At 66.3% G+C, this 20,802-nt stretch carries 20 protein-coding genes and 1 pseudogene; 11 read left to right on the top strand and 10 right to left on the bottom strand.

The features are described 5' to 3' along the window. Positions 1-3: 3 nt before the first annotated feature. The 4 genes from rplI to rpsF form a co-directional block, all read right to left on the bottom strand. On the bottom strand, positions 4-462 hold the full coding sequence (gene rplI, locus D6M19_RS22650) for a 50S ribosomal protein L9 (protein WP_123027515.1): 459 nt from the start codon (positions 460-462) through the stop codon (positions 4-6). A gap of 32 nt (positions 463-494) precedes the next feature. After that, positions 495-752 carry a 30S ribosomal protein S18 gene (rpsR, locus tag D6M19_RS22655; protein ID WP_123027516.1) on the bottom strand — a complete coding sequence of 86 codons (258 nt, stop codon included), beginning with the start codon at positions 750-752 and terminating at the stop codon, positions 495-497. A 37-nt stretch (positions 753-789) separates the two neighbouring features. Continuing rightward, positions 790-1,305, bottom strand: a complete 516-nt coding sequence (locus D6M19_RS22660; protein ID WP_123027517.1) for a single-stranded DNA-binding protein — start codon at positions 1,303-1,305, stop codon at positions 790-792. 76 nt (positions 1,306-1,381) lie between these two features. Next, entirely contained in the window at positions 1,382-1,672 is a 291-nt protein-coding gene (gene rpsF, locus D6M19_RS22665) for a 30S ribosomal protein S6 (RefSeq protein ID WP_123027518.1), read from the bottom strand. A 141-nt stretch (positions 1,673-1,813) separates the two neighbouring features. Here rpsF and D6M19_RS22670 point away from each other — a divergent pair, with 141 nt between their 5' ends. Beyond that, a complete protein-coding gene (locus D6M19_RS22670; RefSeq protein WP_123027519.1) occupies positions 1,814-3,121 on the top strand; it encodes an adenylate/guanylate cyclase domain-containing protein in 1,308 nt (435 codons plus the stop codon). A 132-nt stretch (positions 3,122-3,253) separates the two neighbouring features. Here D6M19_RS22670 and D6M19_RS22675 read toward each other — a convergent pair whose 3' ends face one another. The 4 genes from D6M19_RS22675 to D6M19_RS22690 all read right to left on the bottom strand — a co-directional run bounded on the left by D6M19_RS22675 (position 3,254) and on the right by D6M19_RS22690 (position 8,604). After that, positions 3,254-3,847, bottom strand: coding sequence for an SGNH/GDSL hydrolase family protein (locus tag D6M19_RS22675; RefSeq protein ID WP_234834999.1), 594 nt, complete (start codon positions 3,845-3,847; stop codon positions 3,254-3,256). A 140-nt stretch (positions 3,848-3,987) separates the two neighbouring features. After that, the gene (locus D6M19_RS22680) at positions 3,988-5,622 is read right to left on the bottom strand and encodes a glycosyltransferase family 87 protein (RefSeq protein WP_123027575.1); all 1,635 of its coding nucleotides are present in this window, start codon (positions 5,620-5,622) and stop codon (positions 3,988-3,990) included. A gap of 83 nt (positions 5,623-5,705) precedes the next feature. Further along, on the bottom strand, positions 5,706-8,186 hold the full coding sequence (locus D6M19_RS22685) for a transglycosylase domain-containing protein (RefSeq protein WP_123027520.1): 2,481 nt from the start codon (positions 8,184-8,186) through the stop codon (positions 5,706-5,708). After that, positions 8,179-8,604, bottom strand: a complete 426-nt coding sequence (locus tag D6M19_RS22690) for a DUF5318 domain-containing protein (protein WP_123027521.1) — start codon at positions 8,602-8,604, stop codon at positions 8,179-8,181. Before D6M19_RS22690 ends, D6M19_RS22685 begins: the two co-directional genes overlap by 8 nt. Positions 8,605-8,714: 110 nt before the next feature. On the opposite strand from D6M19_RS22690, the gene D6M19_RS22695 reads away from it, so the two are divergent. The 4 genes from D6M19_RS22695 (at position 8,715) to D6M19_RS22710 (ending at position 12,301) form a co-directional block, all read left to right on the top strand. After that, positions 8,715-9,620: a DUF1707 SHOCT-like domain-containing protein gene (locus D6M19_RS22695; protein ID WP_123027522.1), complete on the top strand. Its 906-nt coding sequence runs from the start codon at positions 8,715-8,717 to the stop codon at positions 9,618-9,620. Positions 9,621-9,637: 17 nt separating this feature from the next. Further along, on the top strand, positions 9,638-10,492 hold the full coding sequence (locus tag D6M19_RS22700) for a DUF1707 domain-containing protein (protein WP_123027523.1): 855 nt from the start codon (positions 9,638-9,640) through the stop codon (positions 10,490-10,492). A 107-nt stretch (positions 10,493-10,599) separates the two neighbouring features. Next, positions 10,600-11,145, top strand: coding sequence for a PadR family transcriptional regulator (locus D6M19_RS22705; RefSeq protein ID WP_123027524.1), 546 nt, complete (start codon positions 10,600-10,602; stop codon positions 11,143-11,145). Between the two features lie 49 nt (positions 11,146-11,194). Continuing rightward, on the top strand, positions 11,195-12,301 hold the full coding sequence (locus D6M19_RS22710) for an inositol-3-phosphate synthase (RefSeq protein WP_123027525.1): 1,107 nt from the start codon (positions 11,195-11,197) through the stop codon (positions 12,299-12,301). On the opposite strand, the gene D6M19_RS22715 is transcribed toward D6M19_RS22710, so the two are convergent. Further along, positions 12,298-13,509, bottom strand: coding sequence for an enhanced intracellular survival protein Eis (locus D6M19_RS22715; protein WP_123027526.1), 1,212 nt, complete (start codon positions 13,507-13,509; stop codon positions 12,298-12,300). The two genes, D6M19_RS22710 and D6M19_RS22715, sit on opposite strands and share 4 nt — an antisense overlap. Positions 13,510-13,575: 66 nt before the next feature. Here D6M19_RS22715 and D6M19_RS22720 point away from each other — a divergent pair, with 66 nt between their 5' ends. The 6 genes and pseudogenes from D6M19_RS22720 (at position 13,576) to D6M19_RS22745 (ending at position 19,456) form a co-directional block, all read left to right on the top strand. After that, complete coding sequence (locus D6M19_RS22720; RefSeq protein ID WP_123027527.1) at positions 13,576-14,475, top strand: Rv0045c family esterase; 900 nt, start codon at positions 13,576-13,578, stop codon at positions 14,473-14,475. A gap of 111 nt (positions 14,476-14,586) precedes the next feature. After that, complete coding sequence (locus D6M19_RS22725; protein WP_123027528.1) at positions 14,587-16,662, top strand: PhoX family protein; 2,076 nt, start codon at positions 14,587-14,589, stop codon at positions 16,660-16,662. Positions 16,663-16,740: 78 nt separating this feature from the next. After that, a complete protein-coding gene (locus D6M19_RS22730) occupies positions 16,741-17,535 on the top strand; it encodes an LLM class F420-dependent oxidoreductase (protein ID WP_123027529.1) in 795 nt (264 codons plus the stop codon). Between the two features lie 98 nt (positions 17,536-17,633). Then, entirely contained in the window at positions 17,634-18,320 is a 687-nt protein-coding gene (locus tag D6M19_RS22735; RefSeq protein ID WP_123027530.1) for a GntR family transcriptional regulator, read from the top strand. A gap of 29 nt (positions 18,321-18,349) precedes the next feature. After that, positions 18,350-18,905 (top strand): annotated as a pseudogene (locus D6M19_RS22740) (amino acid ABC transporter ATP-binding protein); the annotation flags it as partial. 83 nt (positions 18,906-18,988) lie between these two features. Next, positions 18,989-19,456: a MarR family winged helix-turn-helix transcriptional regulator gene (locus tag D6M19_RS22745; protein ID WP_123027531.1), complete on the top strand. Its 468-nt coding sequence runs from the start codon at positions 18,989-18,991 to the stop codon at positions 19,454-19,456. Here the strand turns inward: D6M19_RS22745 and ggh are convergent. Next, complete coding sequence (ggh, locus tag D6M19_RS22750; RefSeq protein WP_123027576.1) at positions 19,453-20,793, bottom strand: glucosylglycerate hydrolase; 1,341 nt, start codon at positions 20,791-20,793, stop codon at positions 19,453-19,455. The genes D6M19_RS22745 and ggh overlap by 4 nt on opposite strands. Positions 20,794-20,802: the final 9 nt, after the last annotated feature.

Below are 20,802 nucleotides of genomic sequence, written 5' to 3' on the forward strand. Positions count from 1 at the left end.
CGCTTAAGGCTGGGCGACGACGTCGACTGTCACGGCGGCGTCCACATCAGTATGCAGCCGCACGGCGACCGAGTGGGTACCGAGGGTCTTGATGTGGCCCTTCGGCAGTTGCACCGTCCGCTTGTCGAGATTGGGTCCGCCGGCCTTCTTGATGGCGCCGACGACGTCTGAGGCGGTGATCGAGCCGAACAGCTTGCCGCTGTCGGAGGCGGTCCTCGCCGGCAGCTCCACGGTTCCGAGGCCCTCCAGAGCAGTCTTCAGCTCGTTGGCGTGCTCGATGCCGCGGACGGTCTTGATCTCGCGCGCCCGGCGAATCGCGTCGGCCTGGCGCTCGGCTCCCTGGCTGGCGGCGATCGCCAGTCCGCGCGGAAGCAGGTAGTTGCGCCCGTAGCCGTCCTTGACCTCGACGGTGTCGCCGGCCACGCCGAGGTGATCCACCTCAGCAGTAAGAATCAGTTTCATCTCTGGTGTCTTTCCTTGGTGTTACTGCCGGCTCAGCGGGTGGACGAGCTGAACGGCAGCAGCGCAACCTCGCGCGCGTTCTTGACGGCAATCGCGATGTCCCGCTGGTGCTGAACACAGTTACCGGTGACCCGACGGGCCCTGATCTTGCCGCGCTCGCTGATGTACGTGCGCAGCAGCGCCGTGTCCTTGTAGTCGATGGTCTGCCCCTTCTTGGAGCAGAATACGCACTTACGGGTCTTGATCGGCTTTTCGGGCGCAGGACGCCTCTTGGTCGAGGACTTGGCCATGTGTCTATCTCTTTCTTACTTGCTATTGGAGTTTGGATCAGAAGGGCGGTTCGTCGTCGCCGCCGGAGAACGATCCGGACGCCGGGGCGCTGCCCCATGGGTCGTCCTTGGGCTGCTGTTCTGGCCGGGAGCCGCCACGGTCGCCACCACCGCCGCCGCTGCCGAAGCCGCCGCCTCCGCCGCCACTGCGGCTGGCCTTGTTCACCTTGGCGGTGGCGTAGCGCAGCGACGGGCCGATCTCATCAACCTCGAGTTCGACGACCGTGCGCTTCTCGCCCTCACGGGTCTCGTAGGACCGCTGCTTGAGCCGGCCCTGGACGATCACCCGCGAGCCGCGGGTCAGGCTTTCGGCCACGTTCTCGGCGGCCTCGCGCCAGATGCTGCACCGCATGAACAGCGCGTCGCCGTCCTTCCACTCATTGCTCTGGCGGTCGAAGATCCGCGGAGTGGATGCGACGGTGAAGTTGGCGACAGCCGCCCCGGACGGGGTGAAACGCAGTTCCGGGTCGGCAGTCAGGTTTCCGACAACGGTGATGATCGTGTCACCAGCCACGAGATCCTCCTCAGATGGGCGGCATGTTGGGCGCGAGCCTACGCAAGGCTCATGACACCCGACAGCCGTTCGACGACTAGTGCTTGTCGGTCCGCAGCACCTTGGTGCGCAGCACGGCCTCGTTCAGGCTGAGCTGACGATCCAGCTCGGAAACCGTGGCGGGGGCGGCCTTCACATCGATGACCGCGTAGATGCCCTCGGAATGCTTGAGGATCTCGTAGGCCAGCCGGCGCTTGCCCCAGATGTCGACCTTGTCGACGGAGCCGCCGTCCTTGCGGATGACGTTAAGGAACGTCTCCAGGGACGGGCTGACAGTGCGTTCGTCAAGGGTGGGGTCGAGGATGACCATGATTTCGTATGGACGCATGAGGACCTCATCACCTCCTATGGGCTAATCGGCCACGGCGTGTCCGTGGCAGGAGGGTCGCCTGCGTCGGCAACCGGGCCAGGTTACAGGAAACCCCGCTGATCTGCGAAATCGCGCTGCCTGGGTGCTTAGACTTCGGCCGTGTTCTCCGAGACACGCTATGCCCGCAACGGAGATCTGCGCGTCGCCTACCGGGCGTCGCCGCCGGGTGAGCGCGACATCGTTTTCGTCCCGAACTGGTTCACCTGCTGCGAGGTCGTCCCCGAACTGACGTCCATTCAAGGGTGGATCGAGGCGATGACCTCGCTGGGCCGCCTCATCTTCTTCGACCAGCCGGGCACAGGCGCGTCGGATCCGGTCAGCCCCGGTGCGCTGCCGACGTTGGAGCAGTGGTCGGACAGCATCACCGCGGTGCTCGACGACCTCGCCGTAGCTGAAGCGGTTCTCTACGCGGCCGATGGCGCCTTCTCGGCGGCAGCGTTGTTCGCCGCGACCCATCCTTCCCGTACGTCGGCACTCATCGCAGTCGAGAGCTACGCGGACGCGAAGACGATCCGATCTGACGAGTCGATCATCGAGGCGATGGCGGCCAGCTGGGGCACCGGCGAGATCCAGCGCGCCATGAATCCGGATATGCCATGGAACGAGGAGATCCGGGCCGGGTGGGCGCGGATGGAACGTCTAGCGGCCAGCCCTTCGACAGTCGCTCTCATGCTGGAACTCGTTCAGGAGCTGGATGTGCGGGCCGTTCTTCCGACCATTCGAGTACCCACACTCGTCATGCACCACGGGAATGACCAAGTGATCGTGCCTGCGATGGGTAGGTATGTCGCCGACAACATCGCGGGCGCCAAGTACGTCGAGTTGCCGGGCCGCAACGCATACCATTTCGTTGAACCGTGGCACGAGTCGTTTCAGGTCGTCCATGAGTTCCTCACCGGACATCAGGCCGAGGCGGCCGACGATCGCGTGCTCGCCACCGTGCTGTTCACCGACATCGTCGGTTCGACGCGGATGGCCGCCGAGATCGGCGACCGCAACTGGCACGCCCTGCTGGATGCCCACGATGCGGTCGTCCGATCGCAGCTGGCCCGCTTCCGCGGCCGCGAGGTGAACAGAACCGGAGACGGCTTCCTCGCGACGTTCGACGGGCCGCAGCGAGCGATCCGCTGTGCCATGGCGATCCGCGACGCGGTGCAGCCGCTCGGCATCGAAGTGCGTGCAGGCCTGCACACCGGCGAATGTGAAATCCGCGGCGACGACATCGGCGGGATCGCGGTGCACATCGGCGCACGCGTCAGCGCGCTCGCCAGAGCCAACGACGTGCTGGTGTCCAGCACACTGCATGACCTCGTGATCGGGTCAGGGCTCGAGTTCGACGATCGCGGCAATCACCAACTCAAAGACGTACCCGGCGAATGGCAGCTGTTCGCCGTCACAACCGGCTAGCGACACCGCGGCGAATGATGCCCCCGCAAGCGCCGAACGTGAAGTCCTTGCGAAACCGCGGCCAGAATTTCGCAGTGGGTGCACGTTGGGCGCACAGCGCGACGAGCAGGCGGGCCTCACGACGTAGCCCGGCTATTTACAGGGCGCGGGGACTTCTTCCGACAACTTGTCGGCCCAGGCCTGATATGCCTCGGGTGTCGGGTGGAGTCCGTCTTCGACCCACTGGTTCTGATCGGCCTGCTCTGTGTAAAGCGGTCGCATGTCGACGAATTCGGCACCGGCGGACGACGCTTCCTCGATCAACACCTCGTCATAGGCGGCCCGCTGTGACGGAACGCTCTCGCCGTAGTCGACGCCCACCGGCGAACGGAACCAGTCGTTCTGGGCCAAAACGATCACGCGGGCACCGCTGCCCGTCGCCGAGTCCAGCACGTGTTTGACGTTCTCGCGGTATTCGTCGATCGGGATGCCGTTGGCGATGTCATTGCCGCCCGCCTGGAACGTGATGATGTTCGGCTGAAACGACTCGATCTGCGGCACCTGCTCAGCCAAGATCTGGCCTGCCGTGTAGCCACTGACACCGACGTTCTGAAATTCGACCTGACAACCGTCAGCCCGCCAGTGCTCGGCGAGCAACGCAGGGAACGCACCGGTGCTCTCATCGGGGGCGCCGACGCCTTGGGTCAACGAATCACCCAGTGCGAGATAGCGAAGACCGCCTGACACAGGAGCTGCGGTGCTGGGTTCAGCCGCCGCACTCGTCTCCGAGGGTGGCCCATCGGACTGCACGGTTCTTGTGCCACTACAGCCAGCTGCCAAAGCCGCCACGGTGCAGGCCAACACGCCGACCAGCCTGGATGCGCGCCTCACGCGTTGAGAATAGCCGCGGGCCTCTCTTCGGGAAGGGTGATTGCGGTATCTCTGGATGCGGGCCGCAGGCGCTTGGGCAGCCAGCCCGGTGGGCGGTCAACGGCTCCGTCGAACACCCCGCCGGACGGGTCGTCGAATTGGCCGCGATTGCGCACCAGGTCGAGCTCAGGCCGGTAGATCTGTCGAATCACCAACGCGCACAGCGCAATCACTGCGATATCGCGTAGCAGGACGGTGATCGTGAACCACTGCTCGGGCAGACCGCGGTTCTGCTCGCCGTACAGAAAGAGCATTCTCGGCACCCACACCAGCGCATCGATGGTCATCCACGCCAGCAGGATGCGTCGGTGCGGCAATGCCAGCACCGCCAGCGGCACCAGCCACAACGAGAACTGTGGGCTCCACACCTTGTTGGTCAACAGGAACAGGGCGACGATCAGAAACGCCACCTGTGCCAGTCGCGGCCGCTGCGGGGCGGTCAGCACGATGTAACCGACACCGGCACAACACAAGACAAACAACACGAACACGACGGTGTTGAGGATCGTCGGCGGTTCCCACAGGCCGAGGCCGGTGTCGAAGCCCTGCCAGTCGGTGAAGGACTTGACCACGTTGTACAGCGAGTCCATATCGTCGCCGCGCCGGGTGTTGAGCCGGAAGAACTCCGACCACCCCCGTGGGAACATCACCATCACCGGCAGGTTGACCACCAGCCAAGCGACGACCGCGGCGCCGGCCGTCCTGCCGACCTCGCGCAGCCGGCCGCTGCGCAGGCCGAGAAGCGCCAGCGGGATCAACAGCAGGATCGGATACAGCTTCGCGGCAACGCCAAGGCCGATCAGCACGCCCGCGAGCACGGGTCTTCGGCGCGCCCATGCCAGCACGGCCCCGGTGGCGAAAGCCGTTGCCAGAGCGTCGAAGTTGGTGAATATCTGGAAGATGACGATCGGCGAGCCCGCAACGAGCGCTGCGTCCCAGATGCGTCTGCCCGCCAGCTGCGACGTGGCCCACACCGTCGCGAACCACGCCAGGGCCAACCCGAGCGCGGAGATGTTGAAGAACATCACCACTTCCGCGATCGACGGGATCGGGACCAGCCTGCTCAGCGCGGAGTAGCTCTTGGCCAACGACATCGACACGTACTGGTAGGTGCCAACGATGACCGGATACTCCATGTAGCGCACCGCGATATTGCCGTCGAACTGCTTCTGCGGCCTGCCCTCGCTGTCCTTTTCGATCCAGCTCGACTTGTACGGAAACTTGCCCAGGTTCAGCAGTTCGGCGGTGTACAGCGGGACGGTGTCGGAGTAGCACATCTCGTAGTAGGCCCGCTGGTTTTGCCAGTTGGCCACCTTCTGGTCGGCGGTGCCCGACCCGGTGGTCACCAGACACGCGGCCTTCGACGAATAGCCCAGCGCGAGGAACACCACGGCGATCAGCAACATCACCCGAAGCGGGGTGAGGAAGCGCGTCCGGCCGATCAGCGCGTGCCTGCCCACCGGGCCGCCGATCACCTGCGAGAGCGAACCGGCCAAAACATCGGTCCTGCTTGGCTTGTCGCGGTCGTCGGCGCTGCGCCGGTCGAGGGCAAGCGGCTGAGGGGACACCGCGGCGGGCCGCGACGACGACACCGCGGCGGGCCGCTGTGAGGGCCGCGACGAACGGAGCGGCGTGGCCGCCGCTCCGTCTTCGATTTCGGTATCCCCGCTCTCGGTCACGGGGGCGGAAGCGAGGGTTGCGGACCAGGACCTGGCACACCCGGCGGAACCGGCGACCCAGGCGCACCACCGACCGCATTCGGGTCTGGCGCGGGCTGACCCGGCGGAGCGAGCGGCACCGTCGTCGGCGGACCGAACGGAATCGTGATGCCGGGCGCGACTTCAATCGATGGCTGAATCACCGTTTCCGATGGCGGCGCGGGGCTCGGCGGCGGCGGTGGGGCCGCGGGCACACCGGCGTAGCCGCCGATCTCGGTCGGCTTGGGGAACGACTCGTTTTCGGTGTCCTCCAGCGCACCGTCCATCGTGTCTTTCCAGATGTCGGACGGCAGGCCGGACCCGTACACCGGCGATCCCCACTTGTTCTCCAGCGGTTGGGTGCCGTCGGTGGTGCCGACCCAGACCGCCGTCGACAGCGACGGTGTGAAGCCGACCATCCAGGCGTCCCGGTTGGCACCCGTGTCGCCGAGCTGGTTGGTGCCCGTCTTGGCCGCCGACGGTCTTCCGCCCGCCAGGGCGTGACCGTTGGAGTACGCGGCGATCGGTTGCATTGCGGCGATGACGTTGTCGGCGACGGCCTTGTCGATGCGCTGCTCACCCGAGTTGTCCTCGTTGGCCGCATCGAAGAGCACCTGGCCTTCGGCGTTGACGACCTTCTGCACGAAGTGCGGACGGTGGTAGACGCCGGAAGCCGCGATCGTGGCGTAGGCGGAGGCCATGTCGAGCACTCGACTCTGATACTGGCCGAGCACGATTCCGTTGTTCGGCGGGCCGCCCTTGCCGTCCTCGGACAGGGTGTGCTCGACACCGGGGAAGCTTTCGGCGATGCCCGCCTGGTGTGCGGCGGCGGCGACGTCGGACGGCCCGTTCTTCAGCTTGAGCATCAGCCGGTAGTAGGCCGTGTTCAGAGACCGCTTCAGTGCTTCGGCGATATTGCAGGTGCCGCAGCCGCCACCCTCGACGTTGGTGATCTTGACGCCGTTGAGCTCGACGGGCGAGCTGTCCACCTGGTAGCCGAGTCCGATGCCCTGCTCGAGGGCGGCCACCAGGGCGAACACCTTGAACGACGACCCCGTCGGCAACCCGGCCTGGGCGAAGTCGAAGCCCTGGGCGTCGGATCCGCCGTAATACGCCTTGACGCCTCCGGTCTTCGGGTCGATCGACACCACGGCCGTACGCATATCCGGGTTCTGGCCGTCCATCGTCTCGGTCACCGCCGCTTCGGCGGCCGCCTGAGCCTTCGGGTCGATGGTGGTGGTTACCTGAAGTCCCTCGGTGTTCAGCGTCTGCTCGCTGATGTCGAACAGGTCGAGCAGCTCTTTCTGCACCTGACGCTCGATCAGCCCGTTCGGGCCGGTTGTCTGGTTCTGGTCGCTTGCCTGGTCAGGTGGCACGGTCGGCGGAAACACCTGCGCGGCACGGTCTGTCTGCGACAGCGCGCCGATCTCGACCATGCCGTCGAGCACCCAGTTCCAGCGCTCGAGGGCCCCGTCCGGGTTGGTCGCCGGGTCGAGCCCTGAGGGCTGTTGAATGAGCGCGGCCAGCAGCGCGCCGTCGGCGACGGTCAGCTGCTCGACCGGCTTGTCGAAGTAGGCCTTGGAAGCAGCGCCGATACCGTATGCGCCGCGGCCGAAGTAGATGATGTTCAGATAGGACTGCAGCACTTGGTCTTTGGACCATTCGCTTGACATCTTCGTCGAGATGACCAGCTCCTTGGCCTTGCGGAGGATGCCGCCGAGGCCCGATCGTGCGGAACCCACCAACGCGTTCTTGACGTATTGCTGTGTGATCGTCGATCCGCCCTGGACGTCGCCGCCGAAGATGTTGTTCTTGGCGGCACGCGCGAAGCCGGAAAACGAGAATCCGGGATTGGAGTAGAAATCGCGGTCCTCTGCAGCCATCACCGCATCGCGCACGTGCACCGGGATCTGGTCGATGTTGACATCGACGCGATTGCCCTCGGGCGGAACAATTTTGGCGATCTCACTGCCGTCGCTGGCCAGGATCGTCGAAACCTGGTTGGTGCGGATGTCGCCCGGCTTGGGGACTTCGACGATCATGTACGCCATGCCGAACGTCACGATCGGCAGCAGGATGAGCGCGGCCAGCGTTATGTAGATCCCGCGCCGCACCCACTTCCAGTTGATCTGCTCCATCGCAGGCAGCCGGCGAGGAGGCCGGCCACCTGGTCCGCCACCGCCCGGCGGCGGACGCCGCGGCGGCCCTGGCGGCGGCTGCTTCGGCGGTGGGGTGCCGTCCAGCGCCGCTTTGACGGCCTCGATGGGGTCGCGCAGCGGCCGAGGCTCGTCCCTTACCGGCGGAATGATCGCGGTGTGTCGATCGTCGAAATGGCTGACCGGCCTGCGGGGAAGAGGCGGGCGCTTTACTTCTACTGTCTTGCGGTCGTCCACACCGTCAGCAGCCTGTCCCGCAGGGACACCGCTGGCCGACCGGTAATGGCGCCCTTCGCTATTCACTGGCCGTCCGCGCGCCGTTGCGCGCGGTCCGCGTCGGACGTGAGCCCTTCGGCGGTCGAACCGCGCCAAGCACGTACGACTTCACCAGATGATTCCAGCTGCAGGTGCGGCATACCTCCACCACGTGTACCGAGAATTCGTCGAACCGGGTCGCCAGCATGACCAGCTCCTCAGCGGTCCTGGCGGACCCTGACACCGCGCCGAGATGATCACCGAAGACCCATGACACCAAGGTGAGCTGTTCTTTACGGCAGATGGGGCACATCACCGAACTGGGTTTTCCGTGGTATTTCGCGGCCCGCAGCAGGTAGGGATTGGCGTCGCAGACCTCCGAGACGCCGGTGCGTCCCGAATAGACCTCAGCCAGCAGGGACCGCCGCCGAAGCGCGTAATCCACCACCTGTCGCTGCAATCGCACGATGACCAGAGTACGTCGGCCCCGCGACCACAGGGGCGTGACGGGTCAGTCGCCCGCGTCGCGTCGGCGCTTGACTGCGTGACGGCAACTGAACTCCTACGATCTTCGACGTGGCGACACGGCAGACACCGGGCACGCGTGCAAAGGACAGCGACCGCACCGAAATCTGCCAGGCACTCGACAGCGCGCTGGCCGAGGGACAGCTGTCAATGGAGGAACACCGGCAGCGGGTCAGCGCGGCCACCCACGCCGCCACGCTGGGGGAGCTATGGCCGTTGGTCGACGACCTGCAGGCGACCAACCCGCAGGCATTCACCACGCAGCCGACGAAGCTGCCCCGCGGGCCGATCGTCGTCGCGGCGGTAACCGGCGGGGTGATCGTGATCTGCGCCGCGATCACCTGGGCGCTGATGAGCAGCGGCGGTTCGACCCCAGACACCCCCGACGCCAGCCCGAGTGCCGAGGCCCCCGCACCCCATGTGCTGGCCGACCAGCCGCCCACGACCGTCGAGGAGGCGGCCCCGGCGCCCGAGGACCCGCCGCCGGTCGTGCTGGCCCCGCCGCCGAATCTGCATTCCGCGGAGGGGCTGGCCCGTGTCATCGATGAGATGCGCAAGAGATTCGGCGACACGACCGGCTACGAGCTGGCCGTCATGCCCGACGAGGCGATCCTGGCCCGCCCCGATCCGACCGACGATCGCTCGAAGCTGATCTACCCCTACGAGAACGGCTGGGGGGATCCGTCGACCAGGACCCGCTCGGACACCGACGACGTGACCGACCTGGCCGCATTCGACGTGCCTGCGGCCGCCGCCGCACTCGCGGCCGCGCCGGAAACGCTGCGCATCGCCGCCGCCGACGTATCGGAAACCTTCATCGACATCGATCACGTCGCCGAGCCACCCGGGCCGGGAGCACTGGAACTGTTGGTGAAGGTGACGACGAAGTCCGGTACGGACGGCTTCATCTACCTCGACGGCGCAAGCAACATCAAGCGCGTCGAGTTCCCCGGCTGACCCCTACGATCATCGACGTGGCAACACGGCAGGCGCGGGGCACCCGGGCGAAGGACAGCGACCGCAACGACACCTGCCAGGTGCTCGACAACGCGCTCGCCGAGGGACAGCTGTCGATGGAGGAACACCGGCAACGGGTGGCGTCTGCCACCACCGCCGCCACATTGGGTGAGCTTGAGTCGTTGGTCTCCGACCTGCAGAACGCGAACGCACCGGTACAGCTGCCGACGCTGAAGTCGCGCCCACGACTTCCCGCGGGTGGGGGCTGGGGCCTTCGCCTCGCAACGGCTGCCGTGCTGGTGCTTCTCGGCATGGGTATCGGCTGGGGCCTGTACGGCAACACCTCCTCGCCGCTGAGCTTCCAGACCGACCCGGGGGCGAAGTCCGACGGGATTCCCGCCAAGGTGCTGACGCCGCCTCGGCAGCTGCAATCTCTCGGCGGGCTCACCGGCTTGTTCGAACAGATGCGGCAGAAGTTCGGTGACACCAACGGCTTCGAGATGAACATCCGCCCGGACCGGGCCACGCTCTACCGCCCCGAAACCGACGATCCGCGCCGCAAGTTGATGTATGACTACCGCGGCGGCTGGGGAGACCCGTACTCCACCACCACCGTCGACGGCGACGACCGCGTCGTCGACCTGTCGAAGTTCAACGTCGAGCAGACCATCGCGATTCTGCGCGGCGCACCCGAGTCACTCGACATGCAGCGCAGGGACATCTCCGACACCTGGATCGACATCGAGCCGTCGAAGGATCCGGCCACGCCCGACGCGGTCAACATCCGCATCTACGTCAGCAGCGACTTCGGCAGCGGATTCATCGACCTGGCGCCCGACGGCGCGATCAAGCAGGTCCACAAACCCGGCTAGCGCGCTGAGCAGGCGTTTGTCGCCCTGATGTAGCGCCGCATATATCGGCGCGATACACTTTGTCGAGGTGTCGAGATGTTGTAGCGACAGGCAAAGGAGGTGGTTCGATGCTGGAGCTGGCAGTGCTGGGTCTTCTGCTCGAATCACCCATGCATGGCTACGAACTCCGCAAGAGGCTGACCGGGTTGCTCGGCGCTTTCCGGGCGTTCTCCTACGGCTCGCTGTATCCCGCATTGCGTCGGATGCAGGCCGACGGGTTGATCGTCGAGGATGCCGCACCGGACGGCACTCCCAAGGTGCGCCGCGCGCGCCGGGTGTACCAACTGACCGACGCGGGCAAGCAACGGTTCGCCGAACTGGTGGCCGACACCGGTCCGCAAAATTACACCGACGACGGCTTCGGCGTTCATCTCGCCTTCTTCAACCGCACCCCCGCAGAGGCCAGGATGCGAATCCTGGAGGGCCGGCGTCGTCAGGTGGAAGAACGCAGGGAAGGCCTGCGCGAAGCCGTCGCGCGGGCCAGCAGTTCGCTCGACCGCTACACCCGCCAACTGCACCAGTTGGGGTTGGAGTCCAGCGAGCGCGAAGTGAAGTGGCTCAACGATTTGATCGCGGCCGAGCGGGTCGCGCAGGGTCGCGCCGAGCAGGCGTAGAAGCAACCAGATTTCCAATTGGCATTGGATCGAGAGGGAGAACGTCCACATGACTGAGCACGTCGGAGCCGGATCGCCGGCGACATCATCCTCAGAGGTGCGGGTCGCGATTGTCGGTGTAGGCAACTGCGCATCATCGCTTGTCCAGGGTGTGCAGTACTACCAGGACGCCGACGAGAACGCCACGGTGCCCGGCCTGATGCATGTCAAGTTGGGCCAGTACCACGTCCGCGACGTCAAGTTCGTCGCCGCCTTCGACGTGGACGCCAAGAAGGTCGGCTTCGATCTCTCCGAGGCCATCTTCGCGTCGGAGAACAACACCATCAAGATCGCCGACGTCCCGCCGACCAATGTCACCGTGCAACGCGGCCCGACCCTCGACGGCATCGGCAAGTACTACGCCGAGACCATCGAGGTCTCCGACACCGACCCGGTCGACGTCGTCAAGGCGCTCAAGGACAACAACGTCGACGTGATGGTCTCCTACCTTCCCGTCGGCTCCGAAGAGGCCGACAAGTTCTACGCGCAATGCGCCATCGACGCGGGCGTGGCGTTCGTCAACGCGCTGCCCGTGTTCATCGCCTCAGATCCGGTGTGGGCCAAGAAGTTCGAAGACGCCGGTGTGCCGATCGTCGGCGACGACATCAAGAGCCAGGTCGGCGCGACCATCACCCACCGCGTGATGGCCAAGCTGTTCGAGGACCGCGGCGTGCAGCTCGACCGAACGATGCAGCTCAACGTCGGCGGCAACATGGACTTCCTCAACATGCTGGAGCGGTCGCGGCTGGAGTCCAAGAAGATCTCCAAGACCCAGGCCGTCACATCGAACCTGCAGCGCGAGTTCAACACCAAGGACGTGCACATCGGTCCGTCCGACCACGTCGGCTGGCTCGACGACCGCAAGTGGGCCTACGTGCGGCTGGAAGGCCGCGCCTTCGGCGACGTGCCCCTGAACCTGGAGTACAAGCTCGAGGTGTGGGATTCGCCGAACTCCGCGGGAGTCATCATCGACGCGGTCCGCGCCGCGAAGATCGCCAAGGACCGCGGCATCGGCGGCCCCGTCGTCGCCGCGTCGGCCTACCTGATGAAGAGCCCGCCGAAGCAGCTGCCGGACGACATCGCCCGCGCGCAGCTCGAGAACTTCATCGAGGGCTAGAAGCCGTAGCCGAGCTCGGCCGGCACATCGGTGGCGAACGCCGCGTCCAGGGCAGCCACCAGTCCGAAGTCGTTGCACCGCAGCCGATGTGCGGCCGCGAAGGCCGAGGCGCGGTGGCCACCCATGTAGAGGCTGCCCAGCACGGACAGCTCGGTGTGCACATCGGCGTCGGCGTCTGTGCGGACACACTTCGCCCGGCCCCCGGCCACATCGAGCGCGTATCTGCCGCCACCACCCAGCACAGGGTCCGAGAGCTCCAGCACGGCAGACACGTCGGCCCCGTAACTGCGCGCCTCCAGCACCGCGGGTATGTCGAGGATCCGCAGCCACAACGTGTCCTCGACACCGACGGTCCGCACCAGACGTGGATCGGTCAGCAGATAGGGCAGCACATCGTCGGGATGCGTCCAGACCGTCACCGTCTCGATGAGGTCCATACCGAGCAGGACGCGCCACAGCGCGACATGCGCTTGCGGTGTCACCGCAGCCATCTCGGAGATCTCGATCTTCTTCTTCTCGTCGTTCCCGTGCGTCCGGTACATCACGAAGCCGTCGGCGTGCAGGAGGCAGAAGTAGGCGCTGCCGCCATCCCTGAACGCCTCCCGGTCGGCGAATACTTCGTCCCACATCTGTCGCGGAGTGGCCAAACCGCCCGGCGTCTGTAGCCGCCACCGCTCCCAGATGTCTGCCAGCTGGTCGCGATGCGCCGCGGCCTCGACGATCCTGACTCCGCCAGGGTCGGGCACGTCGGTGTGAAACCGTGCCTCCCGCCGGTCGACGGTCAGCCGATGTTCGACCATCGCGGGCCCGTACCCGAACCGCCCGTAGATGCCGGCCTCGCTGGCCTGCAGGCCCGCGAGCGGATAGTCACCCATGCGGCCGTGCAGTTCGGCGAACATCGCCCGAAGCACGCCGCGCCGCCGATGTGTCGGTGAGACCGCCACCCAGGTCACGCCCGCCATCGGCAGCCGTGCACCGCCAGGCACGGTGAGCTCCAGGTCCAGATACGCCGCCATCCCGACGACATCCGGGCCGTCGCACGCCACGACTGCACTGCCCGCGGGCATCATCGCCCGCCACATGTCGGTCGCCTCCTGCGGCCGCCGGTTCCCGAAACACGTCGCCGCGAGCAGCGCCATGGCAGGCCAGTCCGCATCCTCGACGGTGCGAATCGTCAAACCTTCCCGTGCGTGTGCCGTCGGAACCATGCCTCGACGCTGACACACTGCCGGTCGAATAGCATCCGAATCTTCGCCGGTGCGTAATGTCGAGCCGTGGCGGAAATCTCCGATGACGAACTGCTTGATCTCGACGAGTTCGCACTGCTGCCCGAGAACGCCGAACAGATCGGACACACCGGCCCCCTGCCCGCGGTCGCCCGTGTCGAATCGGCCGAAATTAGCGCGTTGAAGTGGGGCGCCGGGGCACCGCGGGTGGTGTTTCTGCACGGCGGCGGGCAGAACGCCCACACCTGGGACACCGTCATCCTCGGCCTTGGCGTGCCCGCGCTGGCAATCGACCTGCCGGGACACGGCCGGTCGGCGTGGCGCGAGGACGGCGACTACGGGCCAAGGCTCAACGCCGAGACGCTGCGTCCGGTCCTGCGCGAGTGGGCTCCAGATCCGCGCCTTGTCGTCGGCATGTCGCTCGGCGGGCTGACCGCGCTGCGCATCGCGGCCACCGAACCCGCCCTCGTTCCCGAGTTGCTGCTCGTCGACGTCACCCCGTCGGCGCCGGAGCGCCACGAGGAGATGACGAAGGCCCAGCTCGGTGCCGTTGCCCTCGTCAAGGGCGACCGCGACTTCCCAAGCTTCGCCGCGATGCTCGACGTGACGATCGAGGCCGCCCCGCACCGCGACCGGAAGTCGTTGCGGCGCGGGGTTTTTCACAATAGTAGGCGGCTGGACGACGGCACCTGGACATGGCGCTACGACTCATTCCGCAAGGGCGATGGGTTCGACAACCTGTGGGACGACGTGCCGTCCATCACCATGCCGACCACGCTGGTACGCGGCGCCAACTCGTTCTTCGTCAACGACGAGGACGCCGAGGCGTTCGCGAACGGGGCGCCGGGCTTTCAGCGCACCCACGTCGTCGCCGACTCGGGTCACTCCGTTCAGGGCGACCAGCCGCGCGCTCTCGTCGAGATCCTGCGTGGAGTGCTCGGCGCATAACCGCCCCAATTGTTTACCCGCTGCTTCCTAGCCGATTGCCAGATTGACGTAAATTTCGGCGCGTCCGGCCGGCAGCCCTCGGCCGATAAACGTGCTCGGAAGGAACCCCCCATGGCGCTTGTGCCGTTGAACCTCCTCGTCACCCATGACGGAAAGTCCAAACGGCAGCATGTGACGTGCCGCTTCAAGTGCGGCGACGCCTGCTCCAAACCCGTACGCAACACCAGCGACAACGAGTACTTCGGCGACATCGCGAAGGCTGTGTCGCGGCGTTCGTTGTTGCGCGCCAGCGGCATCGCCGTATTGGCAGTCGGCGCCGGCTCGGTGCTCGCGGCGTGCGGGAACGGCGAACAACCCGCCGCCACTCCGACGTCGTCGACCGAGCCGGCCGCCGAGACGCCGCCCGGGATGAAGTTCCAGGCCGTCGCGCCGAACAGCGAAGATGCCGTCGTCATCCCAGACGGATACGCGCAGGCCGTCGTGATCAGCTGGGGCGACCCGATATTGGACGGCGCGCCGAAGTTCGACGTGCGCAACCAGACCGGCGCCGCGCAGCGCGCTCAGTTCGGCTTCAACAACGACTTCGCCGGGCTGCTGCCGATCGACGGGCAACCGAACCGGTTCCTGTTGGTCACCAACCACGAGTACGTCGACCCGCTGTTCATGTTCCCCGGCTACAAGAGCGATGCCCCCACCCGCGAGCAGTTCGACGTCGAGATCGCGGCGATCGGCATGGGCGTCGTCGAGGTAGAGCGGGTACCCGGCGGCGGCCTCAAACCCGTGATGGGCCGCTACAACCGGCGCATCACCGCTGACACCCCGATGACTTTGGTCGGGCCCGCGGCGGGCACCGACTTCGTCAAGACATCCGCCGACCCCGCCGGCCGCACGGTCGCGGGCACGTTCGCCAACTGCGCAGGCGGTGTCACCCCGTGGGGCACCGTCCTGTCGGGCGAAGAGAACTTCCAGGATTACTTCGGTGCCGCCGAGGGCACCGCGAAGCCCAAGGCCGCCGACGCCGACCGATACGACCGCTACGGAATTCCGCTGGAGCCCTCAGAGCTGCTGTGGGAGACCTTCGATCCCCGGTTCGACGTCGCCAAGACCCCCAACGAGCCCAACCGTTTCGGCTACATCGTCGAGCTCAACCCGTGGGACCCCAACTCGACGCCGGTCAAGCACTCGGCGATGGGCCGGTTCCGCCATGAGGCGGCCAACATCTACATCACCGACGACGGCACCGTCGTGGCCTACAGCGGCGACGACGAACGCTTCGACTACATGTACAAATTCGTCTCCAGCAAGAAGATGCAGCCGGGCAAGGACCCGGCCGCGCTGGCACACAACATGACGCTGCTCGACGAGGGCACGCTCTACGTCGCGAAGCTGACCAGCGACATCCCGCCCGCTGACATCGACGGCTCGGGCAAGCTGCCCGCGAAGGGGTCGTTCAGCGGGACGGGGACCTGGCTCCCGCTGCTGCGCTCGGGCCCGAACGGACAGGCCGAATCCCTGGTGCCCGGGGTGACCGCCCAGGAAGCGGCGGTATTCACCCGGTTCGCCGCAGACAAGGCGGGCGCCACCAAGATGGACCGGCCCGAGGACTTCGAGGCGAACCCCAAGACCGGCAAGGTGTACGTCGCGCTGACCAACAACGACGAGCGCGGCGCGCCCGGCGAGGCGCTTCCCGACGCCGCGAACCCGCGCAACGACAACAAGAGCGGACAGATCCTCGAGATAACCGACAACCATGCGGGCACGGACTTCACCTGGGAGCTGCTGCTGGTGTGCGGCGACCCGGCGGCTGCCGACACCTACTTTGCCGGATTCGACAAGACGAAGGTCAGCCCGATCTCGTGCCCGGACAACTTGGCGTTCGACAGCCACGGCAACCTGTGGATCTCCACCGACGGGAACGCCTTGGACTCCAACGACGGGTTGTTCGCCGTCGCACTCGACGGCCCCAATCGCGGTGAAACCAAGCAGTTCCTCACCGTGCCGCTCGGCGCCGAAACGTGCGGACCGATCATCACCGACGACCTGGTGACCGTGTGCGTCCAGCACCCCGGCGAGCACGACGACAACAACGTCGACAACCCGTTGTCGCGGTGGCCCGAAGGCGGCAACGGTACGGCGCGTCCGTCGGTGGTGGCGGTGTGGAAGACGGACGGCCAGATTGGCGTATAGCCGGGCGACGACCAAGCGGCGAGAGCCGCGCTGAGGAGGCCGGCAATAGAATCCGGCCGAAGAGGGAATGATGGACCGGTGACCTCCCCCATTCGCATCGGCGTGCAACTGCAGCCGCAACATTCACCCCAGTACAGCCATATCCGTGACGCCGTCCGTCGCTGCGAGGACATCGGTGTCGACGTCGCATTCAACTGGGACCACTTTTTCCCGCTTTACGGTGATCCCGACGGTCCACATTACGAATGCTGGACGATGCTCGGCGCGTGGGCCGAACAGACGTCGCGCATCGAAATCGGCGCGCTGGTCACCTGCAATTCGTACCGCAATCCGGAATTACTGGCCGACATGGCGCGCACCGTCGACCACATCTCCGACGGTCGGCTGATCCTGGGCATCGGGTCGGGCTGGAAGCAGAAGGACTACGACGAGTACGGCTACGACTTCGGCTCGGCGGGCAGCCGCCTCGACGATCTGGCTGCGGCGTTCCCACGCATCAAATCGCGGCTGGGCAAGCTCAACCCGCAGCCGACTCGCGACATCCCGGTGCTGATCGGCGGCGGCGGCGAACGCAAGACGTTGCGGCTGGTCGCCGAGCACGGCGATATCTGGCATTCGTTCAGCGACAGCGGTGAGTACCCGCAGAAGTCCGAGGTGCTCGCGCGGCACTGCGCCGACGTCGGTCGCGATCCGGCGACGATCGAGCGTTCGGCAGGCGTCTCCGGTGAGGGCCCAGACGCGCTGCTCGCCGAGGCCGACGCGCTGGCCGGCCTCGGGGTCACGCTACTCACGGTCGGCGTCAACGGTCCCGACTATGACCTCAGCGATGCAGAAGCGTTGTGCCGCTGGCGCGATCGACGCGCTTCGGAATAAGCAACTGAGCTTAGGCTGGGCGAAACTCACAAACACAAAGCGATTCATTCGGTCAATTTCAGCCCATTGACTTGGTGGCGTGTTTAACTGTCGCCGCTATGCCCAAAAGGTATGGAGTCAAAGAAAAGGACCAGGTTGTTTCGCACGTCATCAACCTGGTGCTGACTGGCAAGCTGCGCTCGGGGGATCGGGTCGACCGCAACGAGATCGCCACCGAGCTCGGCCTGAGCCGGGTGCCGATTCAGGAAGCCGTCGTTCAGCTCGAGCACGACGGAATTCTGTCCACCCGGTATCACCGCGGCGCGTTCGTCGAGCGCTTCGACGAGTCCGTCGTGGTCGAGCACCATGAGCTCCACGGCATCCTGCTCGGCATAGCCTCGGCGCGCGCCGCAAGCGACCCGCGTCCGCACGTGCTGTCGGCGCTCGACTCGCTGACCGACTTCATGCGCGCCAACCGCGAGTCGCGCGCATTCCAGGACGCTGCCTGGCAGTACAGACAGACCATCAACGAGGAGTACGCCGGCCCGCGGCTCCTCGCCGAGATCCGCGCATCCCAGAGCTTCATCCCGCGGTCGTTCTGGGTGACCTACCTGAACAACCACGACGAGATGCTGCCGTTCTACGAAGCCGAGACCGCTGCCATCCGCACGGGTGACCCCGCCGGCGCGCGCGCCGCATGCGCCGGCCGGTCCGAAGCGATGGGGCGAATCATGATCGCCGAACTGGTGCGCCGCGGCGTGTTCAGCCCGTCGAGCCTGACCAGGCAACCGTCGGTTGCGCTCTGATTGAGCACAAGGCGCCGCCTGCACTACTGATGACGCCCGCGCCTGCACCAGTCTCGTTGCTCGGCAACGATATTCGCCTGTCCTTCGGGCCCAACGCCGTGCTGCGGGGCGTCGATATCGACGCCCCGCAGGCACCACCGCCGCGGTGATCGGGCCGTCCGGTTCGGGCAAGTCGACGCCGCTGCGGACGCTCAACCGGCTCTGCGAGCCGGACAAGCGCGACATCCTGCTGGGCATGGTGTTCCAGCATTTCAACCTGTTCCGGCACCGCTCGGTGCTGGACACGTGACGTTGGCGCCCCGCAAACGCAAGAGGCTCAGCGCCGACGCGGCCCGCGAGCTCGGATTGGCCCAGCTGGACCGGGGGTTGGATTGCGGCACAAGGCCGATGCTCGTCCCGGAACTCTGTCGGGTGGGCAGCAGCAGCGCGTCGCGATCGCCCGCGCACTCGCCATGGCTCCCGAGGCGATGTTTCTTCGACGAGGCCACCTCGGCGCTGGATCCCGAGCTGGTGAAGGGCATCTTGGCGTTGATCGCCGACCTCGGCGGGGACTGCATCACGATGGTCGTCGTGGCACACGAGATGGCTTCGCCCGCTCGCAAGTTCTTTAACACCCAACATTGCGTGATTACCTGCCGTCTGACCCCGACAGGTTAGACTAGCGAACTATGGTCGAGGCAGAAGCGCAGGTCGACGAGCTCGCGGCCGAGCTGCAGCGCGTCCTGTCCAAACTGTTCTCTGTCCTGCGGCGCGGCGACGCCAATCGCGGCAACGCAGGCGACCTGACCCTGGCCCAGTTGTCGATCCTGTTGACCCTGCTGGAAAAGGGTCCCATCCGGATGACCGATCTCGCGGCCCACGAACGTGTCCGCACCCCGACGACCACCGTGGCGATCCGCCGGCTCGAGAAGCTCGGCCTGGTGAAACGGTCGCGCGACCCATCCGACTTGCGGGCCGTACTCGTTGAGGTCACGCCCCGCGGCCTGGTCCAGCACCGTGAGGCCCTCGCCGCGCGCAGAGCCGCGCTGGCCGCAATGCTCGGCAAGCTCACGGAGGACGACGTCGAAACCCTGACCAAGGCGTTGGGCCCGATGGAGCGGCTGGCCGATCGCGAAACCGGCCACGGCGACAGCTAGCCCAGCCAGTCGAGCACCGCTGCGGCGGTCCATGACTGCTGCATGCTGCCCAGCGGCTCCCCGGTGAACGGCTCGTAGTACTCGGCGAACGTGCCGTCGCTGGCCTGGCGCAGACCTTCGCGGCGCAGGATCAGGGACCGCTCGGCCCAACCGCGGCGGGCAAACGCCCAGGAGAACAGCCAGGTCATCACCGGCCAGATCGGTCCGCGCCAGTACTCCCTCGACCGAAAGTCTCGTGACACCGGCGACGTCGAAGGGATCAACGCGTATTTCAGGTCCGGATGCCCGCAGAATCGCGGACCCTCCAGCAGCCGCAGCAGTGTCCGCTCCTTGTCGTGCGGCAGCCCGCCGCACAACAGCGGGGCGAACTGCGCGACCGTCTCGGTGGCGATCAACTTGCCCGTCCGGACATCGAAATCCCTGGCCGCACCGGTCCTTTCGTCAGCCGTCTCGATGACGCCCAACCGGAACCGCTCGGCCCACGCGTACAGGTCCCTGACGTCGGCGTGCGGGCGTTTGTAGTCCTCGCCGATCTCGGCTAGCACGGTGCAGGCGACCGAAAGGATCGCCGACACGAACACATCCTCGACGGCGAAGCTCATCACCTTGGGCAGCAGCCCGTCGTCGTAGTGCGCCGACTTCATCTCCTCGACCAGCCACAGGTAGCGGTCGTACTCCATGTCGGACGGCCGTTGGCTGGCGTCGGTGACGATGGCGTTGTCCTCGCGCTGGTACTCGGGCACGGTGCCGGGAATCACGTTGGCGTAGGCGTTATCCCACCGCGGCGAGTTGTCCATACCGGACTCCCACCCGTGATAGAGCGTGACCCGGCCGTGGGAATTCTGGTCGCGTGCTTCGGCGAGCCAGCGGTGCCAGCGCACCAGATCGTCCCACCGGCGGTCCAGGAACGCCTCGGCCACCGCGCGGGTTGACCGCCCGCGCGAACGTGCGTGGTCGAGGATGCGCTGCACGGCGATCGCGTGCACCGGCGGCTGGGTGATGCCCGACGTGTGCCGCGTACGGGGTGCGTTGGCGGCAAGCGCGGAGGTCGCCCACCGCGCAGGTCCGGGGAAGTAGCCGTCGACCCCGTTGGCGAACACGATGTGCGGAATCATCCCGTTGGACCACTGCGCCGACAGCAGCGTGTCGAGTTCGACGACGGCCCGCTCCACGCTCAGCGGGGCGAGGCCGATGGACACGAATGCGGCGTCCCAGCTCCACATGTGTGGGTAGAGCAGCGGCGCGGCCGTGGTCATCACGCCCAGGTCGTTGCCGCGCAGCAGGTAGGCAGCGCGCGCCGCGAGCTGTGTGGGAGCGAAGCTGGGATCAGGTGCCATCTCGTCAAT

Origin of the sequence: Mycolicibacterium stellerae, assembly GCF_003719305.1 — a bacterium.
Taxonomy (GTDB): Bacteria; Actinomycetota; Actinomycetes; order Mycobacteriales; family Mycobacteriaceae; genus Mycobacterium; species Mycobacterium stellerae.

Coding starts and splice junctions, on each gene's coding strand:
- rplI (WP_123027515.1), bottom strand. CDS start 462: ATGAAACTGATTCTTACTGCTGAGGTGGATCACCTCGGCGTGGCCGGC.
- rpsR (WP_123027516.1), bottom strand. CDS start 752: ATGGCCAAGTCCTCGACCAAGAGGCGTCCTGCGCCCGAAAAGCCGATC.
- rpsF (WP_123027518.1), bottom strand. CDS start 1,672: ATGCGTCCATACGAAATCATGGTCATCCTCGACCCCACCCTTGACGAA.
- D6M19_RS22705 (WP_123027524.1), top strand. CDS start 10,600: ATGCTGGAGCTGGCAGTGCTGGGTCTTCTGCTCGAATCACCCATGCAT.
- D6M19_RS22710 (WP_123027525.1), top strand. CDS start 11,195: ATGACTGAGCACGTCGGAGCCGGATCGCCGGCGACATCATCCTCAGAG.
- D6M19_RS22715 (WP_123027526.1), bottom strand. CDS start 13,509: ATGGTTCCGACGGCACACGCACGGGAAGGTTTGACGATTCGCACCGTC.
- D6M19_RS22725 (WP_123027528.1), top strand. CDS start 14,587: ATGGCGCTTGTGCCGTTGAACCTCCTCGTCACCCATGACGGAAAGTCC.
- D6M19_RS22735 (WP_123027530.1), top strand. CDS start 17,634: ATGCCCAAAAGGTATGGAGTCAAAGAAAAGGACCAGGTTGTTTCGCAC.
- D6M19_RS22745 (WP_123027531.1), top strand. CDS start 18,989: ATGGTCGAGGCAGAAGCGCAGGTCGACGAGCTCGCGGCCGAGCTGCAG.
- ggh (WP_123027576.1), bottom strand. CDS start 20,793: ATGGCACCTGATCCCAGCTTCGCTCCCACACAGCTCGCGGCGCGCGCT.